General features: G+C 61.7%; 8 protein-coding genes. 2 read left to right on the top strand and 6 right to left on the bottom strand.

Features of this window, described 5'->3' with window-relative positions:
• Positions 1 to 99: 99 nt before the first annotated feature.
• On the bottom strand, positions 100 to 603 hold the full coding sequence (locus ACMNI9_RS05090) for a GntR family transcriptional regulator (RefSeq protein WP_418831117.1): 504 nt from the start codon (positions 601 to 603) through the stop codon (positions 100 to 102).
• Positions 604 to 818: 215 nt separating this feature from the next.
• Between ACMNI9_RS05090 and ACMNI9_RS05085 the strand changes: the two genes are divergently transcribed.
• A complete protein-coding gene (locus tag ACMNI9_RS05085; RefSeq protein WP_418831116.1) occupies positions 819 to 1,799 on the top strand; it encodes a CPBP family intramembrane glutamic endopeptidase in 981 nt (326 codons plus the stop codon).
• 71 nt (positions 1,800 to 1,870) lie between these two features.
• Here the strand turns inward: ACMNI9_RS05085 and ACMNI9_RS05080 are convergent, their stop codons facing one another.
• The 3 genes from ACMNI9_RS05080 to ACMNI9_RS05070 are packed head-to-tail and all read right to left on the bottom strand — an operon-like array spanning position 1,871 to position 5,541.
• Positions 1,871 to 2,509, bottom strand: a complete 639-nt coding sequence (locus tag ACMNI9_RS05080) for a cytochrome c3 family protein (RefSeq protein ID WP_216529397.1) — start codon at positions 2,507 to 2,509, stop codon at positions 1,871 to 1,873.
• A 13-nt stretch (positions 2,510 to 2,522) separates the two neighbouring features.
• A complete protein-coding gene (locus tag ACMNI9_RS05075; protein WP_216529396.1) occupies positions 2,523 to 4,772 on the bottom strand; it encodes a molybdopterin-containing oxidoreductase family protein in 2,250 nt (749 codons plus the stop codon).
• Position 4,773: 1 nt separating this feature from the next.
• Complete coding sequence (locus ACMNI9_RS05070) at positions 4,774 to 5,541, bottom strand: 4Fe-4S dicluster domain-containing protein (RefSeq protein WP_216529395.1); 768 nt, start codon at positions 5,539 to 5,541, stop codon at positions 4,774 to 4,776.
• 309 nt (positions 5,542 to 5,850) lie between these two features.
• On the opposite strand from ACMNI9_RS05070, the gene ACMNI9_RS05065 reads away from it, so the two are divergent.
• Positions 5,851 to 6,567 carry a Crp/Fnr family transcriptional regulator gene (locus ACMNI9_RS05065; RefSeq protein WP_418831113.1) on the top strand — a complete coding sequence of 239 codons (717 nt, stop codon included), beginning with the start codon at positions 5,851 to 5,853 and terminating at the stop codon, positions 6,565 to 6,567.
• Between the two features lie 15 nt (positions 6,568 to 6,582).
• On the opposite strand, the gene ACMNI9_RS05060 is transcribed toward ACMNI9_RS05065, so the two are convergent.
• The gene (locus tag ACMNI9_RS05060) at positions 6,583 to 7,965 is read right to left on the bottom strand and encodes a DHA2 family efflux MFS transporter permease subunit (protein ID WP_216529393.1); all 1,383 of its coding nucleotides are present in this window, start codon (positions 7,963 to 7,965) and stop codon (positions 6,583 to 6,585) included.
• A 506-nt stretch (positions 7,966 to 8,471) separates the two neighbouring features.
• A complete protein-coding gene (pth, locus tag ACMNI9_RS05055; protein ID WP_418831111.1) occupies positions 8,472 to 9,029 on the bottom strand; it encodes an aminoacyl-tRNA hydrolase in 558 nt (185 codons plus the stop codon).
• Positions 9,030 to 9,132: the final 103 nt, after the last annotated feature.

The following is a 9,132-nucleotide window of genomic DNA, read 5'->3' as shown; positions in this document are numbered from 1 at the left end:
CGTCACCACCGTCATGAGGCCGGTCAGCGGGACCAGCGACATCGTGAGAACAAGCATCGCCGATGCGAATTTAGTTGCAGGTGCCTCCATAGCGATACCTTATCCTTCCGTCCCGAAAACCCCGGATCCCCCGCGCACGGTAGCGCACTGCGCAGCGCCCGACCGGCCAGCCGACGCCGACGGGTTCGCCCCTCGGCAATCCGTGCGCTCGCCCGCTCCGTACGCGCGCGCCGCCTGAACCTGCGCGCATTCCAGAAACTCGCCCCAGCTGCCGCCGCGCGCACGATGGGCCAGCGCCAGCTCGAACAGCCCATCCTCCATTTTCGCCAGCTCGATCTGCATGCGATCGGCCCGATCCTCCTCGCACGGATCGGCGATGAACGCCCCCGACCGACCGCGCATGAGCACGTATCCCTCGTCACGAAGCACGGCGTACGCCTTGTTCACGGTATGCAGGTTGATGCCCAAATCGCTTGCCAGCGACCGCACGCTGGGCAGCGCCTGGCCGGCAACCAGCTCGCCTCGCGCGATGGCGCCGATAATCTGGCTGCGTATTTGCAGGTACAGCGGCTCCTCCGCCTTCTGATCGATGCGTAAGATCACGCCGATCGCACCCCACTTTCATTTCGCCGCAAAATTTCTTTCCTGTTTGTTATATTTATGCTATAACAGATGGAACAAAGATGCAAGTTCACAAGGGCAACGCGCGTGAAGCGTGCCGCAAAGCGAGCAGCAGCGCCGAAACGAGTTGCAGCGTCGAAACGGGTCGAAGCGCCCAGGCGGAGCTGACGCACCTTGCCTATCGAGAGGGGGGCACCATGAAGCGAATCGTGGTATTTCTTGTTGTTACCTTTATATTGACCTGGGCATACGAATTTGGCGTTGTGTATCCACTCGCAACGGGCGCCATCGAGGGCGTTCCGGCCATGGCTACGCAGCTTGCCGTCGGCGCGGCCATGTTCTTCCCCGCCTTGGGCGTGCTCATCACGCGCCTGGTCACGCGCGAAGGTTTCAAAAACAGCGTCATCAAACCCAAGCGGTTCAAGAAGTCCGCGATCTGGTTCGTCGTGGCATGGTTCGCGCCGGCGGCGCTGGCTGTCATCGGAGCAGGCGCGTACTACCTGGCATTTCCGCACGACTTCGACCCCAGCATGTCCGCCATGATCGCTTCCCAACAGCAGGCGGCCGCGGCGGCTGGCGCGGGAAACATCCCCGCCGACCAGCTGCGTACCATGCTGCTGGTTCAACTGCCCGTCGCCGTGTTCCTGGCCCCCGCGCTCAACATCGTCACAACGTTCGGCGAGGAATGGGGCTGGCGCGGCTATCTGGTGCCGAAGGTGTCCGAGCGTCTGCGCATTGTGCCGACGCTGCTGGTCACTGGCGTAATTTGGGGGCTTTGGCACGCGCCGATCACCGCGATCGGGCACAACTACGGCACGGACTATCCCGGCTGGCCGTTCGTGGGAATTGCCGCCATGTGCGTATTCTGCATCGTTATCGGCATCTTCCTGACGTACGTCACCGTGCGCACGGGCAGCTGCCTGGCCGCAGCCATCGGCCACGGCGCCATCAACGGCTTCCTGAGCGCCGTGCTGCTGGTCTCGGCAACGGGCGGCAACCCCTTCGTGGGGCCGTTGGCCACCGGCGTCATCGGAGGCAGTGCTTTCATCGCCGTCGCGGCGCTCATGCTCTGGGACCTGCACCGTCGTGAAAAGGCCGGCACACTCGATATGCCGAAGGCAGGGCTGCCCGACAACACGACGAAGGCGGATCGAGCCCGCAGCACGTCTGCAAGCTAGCATTTCGCGCAACACGAAGGCCGCGACCCGTTGCAGCACGGGATCGCGGCCTTTCACTGCTCGGACGTGGGCTAGCGAGAACCGTAAGCCTCCCAGTTATCCGGAACGTCGGCGTCGGCATGGCATTGCGTGCAAGCATTGACCGACGGTTCGTGAACCTTGTGGCAGTCGCCGCATGCCAACCGCTCGCCATGGTACTCTTCGTGCGGATTGTACGCACGGTCTTGTGTAGCGGCCGCAAGCCCCTCGCGCGACGTGTCGTGGCACGCCTTGTTCAGACAGAATCCGTCGTCGAAGCTCCGCTGCTCAAGAGGCAAATCGTATCCGCCAGTCACCCAAGCGGCGCCTTCGGCCAACTGCTCGCTCAGCGTAGGCACATGACATCCCATGCACGTAACATCGGCACCTTGGTGCACTGCCGACAAAAGAGCCGGATCCTGCGAGTAATATCCTTCCACGTACGGGTCCATCGGCGTATGGCAGATAGCGTTGCAGAAACTCGGCTGTTCGTGCCACACCCAGAACCCCGCTCCGGCCACAACCAGAACCGCCGCCGTCACGCCCACGGCAATCCACCGGCGCGTGCGCGCGCGACGCTGCTCGAAACCGCTCGCCTCATCGCCCCGGGAAGCATCCTTCGCGACGGCGCTTGCCGCCGACTCCTTCGCCGCCGGAACGGCCGAAGCCCCCCGATCTTGTTCTTGCGTCATGTCAGCTCCTCCTCTAGGCGACGATGCGGCCCTTGCCCGTGCGCTCGACCTCGCACAATCCCGACCTGAACGGCGGGAACCCGGTAATTGGATCGAAGTCGCGCGTAGTCAGCAGATTGATGTCCGCCTGATGCCACCCGTGGAACACGTCCACGACGCCCGGCAGCACGAGGTTCGTGATCTCCGCGTTCATGACAACTTCGCCAAACTGGTTGAACACGCGCACCTGATCGCCCTCGGCAATACCGCGCTTCTCCGCATCGTCCGGATGAAGACGAATAACCGGGTCGGGCATGAACTGGTTGAGCCAGGGAAGATCGCGCAGCTTCGAGTGCGTGTAATACGGCACGCGCGATCCGCTATTCAACACCAGCGAGTAATCCTTCGCCTCGTCGGGCGTGCTCACGGGGCTGTGCACCGGCTCCTCGAACACCGGCAAACCATCAAAGCCGTACTGCTTGAGAACCTCCGACACGAACTCTATCTTACCCGTCGGAGTATTGAATCCAGGCTTGCCGTCTTTTCGCAGAAGGCCGTCGGCGTACTTCCGCTCGCCCTTCACGCCACCAGGCACTTCGTAGCCTTCGGGATGCTCGCGCAGCAGGTCCAGAGAAATGTCGATGCCCGCACCGCGATACATATCGTCGAGTGCCGCCTCCACGCTGCCGCCGAAGCACTCCTGCTCAAAGCCCAGCGCGCAACCGATCTCCAGGATGATCTGCCAATCCTCGCGGCACTGCCCCATCGGCTCCACCACCGGATCGCGATGAAATATCTTGCGGCCGAAAATAGCCGGCGGCGCCATGCGCTCGTAGCACATGGCAGCAGGCAGCAGCATGTCCACCAAATCGTGAGTCCAAGGGCGCATGTAATAGTCGATGGCTACCGTAAACTCCATGTCCTTGATAGCCTTTTGGTACTCAGGAGTCTGCGGCCACATCATGGAGTTCACGCCCAGCAGCAAGCCGGCTCGAATCTTGCCGTCGGCAACCAGTTCCGGCAGATGCGCCGTCTGGATCATTTTGAAATAGTGCGCCCATACAGGGAAATCGTCTTTGTCATAGCGAATGTTCTGCAAGCCCTTTTCGGCGTACATGCTCTCCAAACGGAAAGCCGCAGTGGACGCCGAATAGTCGAACGGCAGCCCAGAGCCCATGGAAAGGCCGCCCGCCACGTCAAGATCGCCGGTCAAGGCAATGATGGAGTACACCGCGCGCTGGAAATTGCCCACGTTCGTGGCATGGCAGGCGCCAGCCGAACTGGACACGAGCGTAGCCGGGGAGTTTTCGCAGATGATTTTGACCGCTTCCTCCAGTTTGGCAGCGGGTACCCAGGTGATCTCCTCAACCCGCTCGGGCGTGAACTCCTGCACGTAGCTTGCCAGCTCGTCGAAGCCGTGCGTCCACTTCTCCACAAACTCTTTATCGTAGAGATTGTCGCGCAGCATGACGTGGATGAAGCCGAGCGCCAACGCGCCGTCGGTGCCGGGGCGCAGCTGCAAATGCACGTCGGCCAGCCCGGTCACGGTCGGTGTGATGCGCGGGTCAACCACCACGAACTTGCAGCCGCGCTCCTTGTGCTTCATCATGTCCCCGAAGCGATAAGGCTGCGACCAGGCAGGATTGAGCGACCAGACCAAGCAGCTTGCCGTAGCGTCGGTAGGATCGCTTCCCATGGTCAGCTGGCCGGTAACCAGCTGCGAGCAGATCCAAGTAGCCGCCGCGCATGTGGAGCTTTCAGATCCATACGTGGGGGAACCGAAGAGCGTGGCAAGGCGCTGCATCGCGCCACGGGGCTCTTTGGGATCGCCGCAGTAGAACAGCACGGCTTCGGGACCGCTCTCTTCCTTGATGCGATTGAACTCGCTCGCGATGCGCGCGTACGCATCGTCCCAGGAAATGGGCTCCCATTCGGGCGCGCCGCTACCCTTCGCGTTCGTGCGCACCATCGGGTACGTGATGCGATGCGGGTCGTACAGCTCCTGCAAGCTGGAAATGCCCTTCGCGCAGATGGGGTCGGCGGGATACTTTTCGCGCGCCTCGACGCGCACCACTTTGCCATCTTTGATCGAGGCGGCTATGCCGCACTTCGGCACGTGGTTGCACATGTCGCAGTACGTGTACTTGACTTCGACGGGAGCCTCTTCGGCCACAGCCCCTTCGGGATGCACGATGTTGTAGCCGCCAGCCACCAAGGCCGTGCCCGCAACCGCGCCCGCGCCCTTGAGGAACGTGCGACGGGTGACGCTGGTCATCTCGCTCATGCTATGCCCCTTCCTTCCCCTTCTTCGATTTCGCCACAGCCACGCCCGCGCCCACGCCCGCAGCAACTACGGCAACGCCAGCCGCTCCCAGCACCACAGGATCGATGCCCGGCGCAGCCTGCTCGCGTACCACGTCTTGGGACGAGGCCGCAAACGGCAAGGCATCGTTGGGCATGCCCGCTACTGGCACGTAATAGAACGACGTCTCGTCAATGCGCACGGCATCGTTTGCCGCTATGAACTGGGATACTGCGCTTTGCGAATCGTCCAGGTCGCCGAAGTAGCGCGCGCGGCCCGGGCAGTTAACCACGCAGGAAGGCTGCTTGCCCTCGGCCAAGCGACCTTCGCAGAAGATGCACTTTTCCGCCACCAGGCTACGCTGCACGCCGTAGGATTCGTACGGCGCGGGAACATCGGCGCCGAACAGGTTGCCCTTGGCGTTGTTGAGCTTGCGCGCGCCGTAAGGGCAAGCCGACATGCAGAACCCGCATGCGATGCACTGCTCGTAGTCGATCACCGTAATGCCATCCTCGCGGCGTACGCTCGCACCGGTAGGACACACGCTAACGCACTCGGGATCGTCGCATTGCATGCACGCATGCGGCACGTACGCACGACCCGACTCGCCTACCGTACGCCCCCATTCGCACACGTCCAGGCTGTTCCACGACACGCCGGGCTTCTGGTTGTTCTGCATCTGGCATGCCACGACGCAGGCACCGCAACCCGCGCATCTGCGCAGGTCAATGGCCATTCCGTACCTCGTCATCCCCTTGTCCTTCCTCCTGTTTTCCTGCACGGGAAGAACGGTGTCGATACCTATCTCCCTCGCGCTTCGTCATGGGAAACTCTACGGACTAGAAAGAGGTCGTTCCAGAAGCGCCCGCAACAAGAAGAACTGAGATTTCGCGCCACCCGGAACCTGGCGCAGACCAGATTTCGCCTGCGATCAGGAAACATGCCGCACGTCAAGCGTCGAATGCACGTTGCTCGACGTTGGCGCGGGCGCACGAAAGTGCTAGTATCGCTCTAGGGGATTTTTCGTACCGGAACCACATGATCACTGGGGAGACATCATATGGCCACCGAGCAAGACTACCGTTCCATTCTTATACCGACGCAACCGTTCCGGCGCTTGAAAATAGCCGAATACAAAGAGCTTGGCCGAAAGAAGAAGCTGTTCAAAGGCGAGTACATTCGTACAAGCGCGAAAACCATAGACGACCCGTACTACTTCTATATCGACGAGGGGCAGATAGCTGCGACGTTCGAGCAAGAATCAGGAGGCGGCATGCCGCTGTACTGGCGCAACGCAGGAAACGCCTTCTCGGCCGAATACAACGACTACGCCTCGATCGGGCGATACAAAGCTCGTTTCGTAGCTACGCAAAACACTGTCTTGTTCGCGTTCACGCAACGACAACTCTACGAGCTCGCCCAGCAAGACCCCGATCTATTCTACGAGTTCATCGATGTATGCCACCTATCGTTTGCCCAAATGGGACACCGAATAAGCAACACGGGCCACCAATCATCGACCAAGCGCATGATCATGTGGCTGCAAAAACTGTGCGCCACCCAAAAGCCCGAGCCGGACGGCACGTTCGACATCGAGTGCAACCTGACGCTCAATCAGCTTTCCGAGCTGCTGGCCATCCATATCACCACGTGCACGAAATTGATTGCGGCGCTTGAGAGCGAAGGCGTCCTCAAGCGAACCCGAAGCCGCATACGGGTATACGATGCCGAAAAGCTAGCTCGCTACGGGCTGGAAGACAATCCCATCGTGTACTGACGTGGGCTGATCGCTCTAGCGCACCTTCGCCACGATAAACCCGAGCGTAGCAACCGCCATAATGGCGGAGAATCCGAAGGCAACCTGATACGCCAGCGCCGGGTCCGCCACGCCCGCCGATGTTGCGCCCACCGCCGTGATGGCGAACACCATCACCGACGTTCCCAGCGACGCGCACGCCTGCCGCGCCGCAATGCAAAACGACGATCCATCGGCGACGATCGGGCGCGGCAACTTCGCCAAACTCCACGAAGTCAGCGGCCCCACCAAGCCCGATACTCCCACCGCGCGCACTGCTTGACAGAGCGTCACCGCCCAAAGCGGCGTGTCGGATTCCAGAAACGACATGAGCACCGCGCCAGCCGCCAGAAACACGCCCGACACCACCGCGACCGGACGCACGCCCACGCGGTCGGTCAGCACGCCGGCCAGGGGATTCAACAACAGCGCAGCCACCGTTCCCGGAAGCAGCACCACTCCGGCCTCAAGCGCAGTTCCGCCGCACAGGCCTTCCACATACAGCGGCACGATCAGGGTAACGCCCATGAACGAGGCATTCAGCAGGTTCTGCGCCACAAACCCCGCCGTGTACTGGCGCGATGCGAATATCTCCATCGTAATAAGCGGATGGTCGACCCGCTTTTGCCGACGAACGAACAACGTCAAGAACAACGCACCCAGCACGATGGGAGCCCAAATGAACGGACTGCTGGGTGCAAAGCTGCTTGCGTTCGAGAACCCCAGCAGCAACCCGCCGAATCCAATCGTGGACATTGTCAGCGACACGATATCGAGACGTGCGCCCGTATCACGCGCGGAAGCAGGCTTGATGGCAATGGCCGCGGCAATCGCAAGCATCACCGTAAGGGCGGCCAGCAGCACGAAGAGGCTGCGCCAACCCCACGAGAAGCTCATGGCGCCGCCAATGGTAGGTCCGATGTTCGGCGCGAACCCCATAGCCACGCCCGCAATGCCCATGGCGGTAGCCTGACGGCCAGGCGGGAAGCTGGTCATGGCGATGGTCTGCATGAGCGGCATGAGCAAGCCCGTGGAAACCGCCTGCAAGACGCGGCCCACCAGCAAAACCGCAAAGTTCGGAGCCAGCAGATCGGCAAGCGCGCCTACCAGGAAAAACGAAAGAGCCAGAAACACATGACGGCGAACCGAGAACCGTCGCGAAAGAAACGTGGCAACGGGAACCGTTACCCCAAGCACCAGCATATAGCTGGTCGTAAGCCATTGCCCCAGATCAACAGATAGAGCGAACTCCCCCATGATGTCGCCCAGCATGGCGTTCACCGCTGTTTGCGACAGATTTCCCGAAGCCGAAGCCAATACCACGATGGCGAACAGGGCGTACACCGCACCGCGCTTTCTTGCCTGGTTTTCGCCCGCCATACCGCCTCCGCTCCAGAACCGTCGCTCCCGCAAGGCCAGTATATCCCAAGCGTTTCGGCAGTAGAGGGAAAAGACCGCCCGCAGGCGCTTGCGCCGATTGCAGGCGGTTTGCGCTGCTCGTCGGACGAGCCGCGTCGACTTCGACTGAGCCGCGGAGCCTCTGGGCCACGGGGTCGCTGGGCCGCGGGGTCGCTGGACCGCGGAGCCGCAGGGCCACAGGGCCACAGGGCCAGGCTTGCGCTCGAAAAACCGCTCCCGCTGGCAGGTTTTGACGGTTTGCGGTCGTCAAGCCGAGCACTGTTCCGGTCGTCGCTCGGCTTCCGTTTCATTTCGCCTGTTCACAGCATTGAGCTGTCGCGTCGCGCCCTTGCGCGCGACCAACCGGCCAGATACAACGACCCCTAAACGTCAAAACCTGCCAGCGGGAGCGGTTTTTCGTGCGCACAGCGCCAAAGCGACAGCAAGGTGGGCGCGCGAGCCGTCAACCCGCGCACCCACCTTGCCTATTAGTTGAACGTCTGCTGGGTCTTCTCCAAGCCTACCTGCACAAGCGACAGTGCAGCCTGGGCGCCTCGATCCACCGCGTAAGCGAAATCGTCGGCCGCCTCCTTCTTGGGCCGCGACAACACCCAATCCACCACGGGCATGCGTCCCGGCGGACGACCGATGCCGATGCGCACCCGAAACCAATCGCGCGTTCCCAGCTTGTCGCAGATAGAACGCAACCCGTTGTGCCCGGCATGCCCGCCGCCGAATTTCACGCGCACCGTGCCCGGATCGATGTCCAGTTCATCATGCACCACAACCACGTGGTCCGCGTCTACGCCGTAAGCGTTCATCAGCTGCTTGACCGGTCCGCCCGAAGTGTTCATGTAGCTCTGCGGCTTAGCCAGAATCAAATCATGATCGCGGTACACGCCCTTCGCCGTCAGGGCGCCGCATTCAGTCTTCCAATAGCGCGCGCCCACCTCCTCGGCAAGGGTGTCGACGGTGTCGAACCCGGCGTTATGCCGCGTATGCGCATATTCCTCGCCCGGATTCCCCAGGCCAACGATTAAGAACATGAAAATCAGCTTTCCACTTGCAGGTTGTTCAGCTTGCGCGTCGAACGTGCAAGCCGGCAAGAAGGACCGCGGTGCCCGAGATTCGCGGGACAGAGAAGGCAAG

Origin of the sequence: Paraeggerthella sp., assembly GCF_048427265.1 — a bacterium.
Classification (GTDB): domain Bacteria; phylum Actinomycetota; class Coriobacteriia; order Coriobacteriales; family Eggerthellaceae; genus Paraeggerthella; species Paraeggerthella hominis.
The sequence above is the reverse complement of the archived record's forward strand: the minus strand, read 5'-3'. Positions and strand labels throughout refer to the sequence as shown.

Excerpts from the sequence above, each read along its gene's own strand:
- ACMNI9_RS05085 (WP_418831116.1), top strand. The coding sequence starts at position 819 with ATGAAGCGAATCGTGGTATTTCTTGTTGTTACCTTTATATTGACCTGG.
- ACMNI9_RS05080 (WP_216529397.1), bottom strand. The coding sequence starts at position 2,509 with ATGACGCAAGAACAAGATCGGGGGGCTTCGGCCGTTCCGGCGGCGAAG.
- ACMNI9_RS05075 (WP_216529396.1), bottom strand. The coding sequence starts at position 4,772 with ATGAGCGAGATGACCAGCGTCACCCGTCGCACGTTCCTCAAGGGCGCG.
- ACMNI9_RS05070 (WP_216529395.1), bottom strand. The coding sequence starts at position 5,541 with ATGACGAGGTACGGAATGGCCATTGACCTGCGCAGATGCGCGGGTTGC.
- ACMNI9_RS05065 (WP_418831113.1), top strand. The coding sequence starts at position 5,851 with ATGGCCACCGAGCAAGACTACCGTTCCATTCTTATACCGACGCAACCG.
- ACMNI9_RS05060 (WP_216529393.1), bottom strand. The coding sequence starts at position 7,965 with ATGGCGGGCGAAAACCAGGCAAGAAAGCGCGGTGCGGTGTACGCCCTG.
- pth (WP_418831111.1), bottom strand. The coding sequence starts at position 9,029 with ATGTTCTTAATCGTTGGCCTGGGGAATCCGGGCGAGGAATATGCGCAT.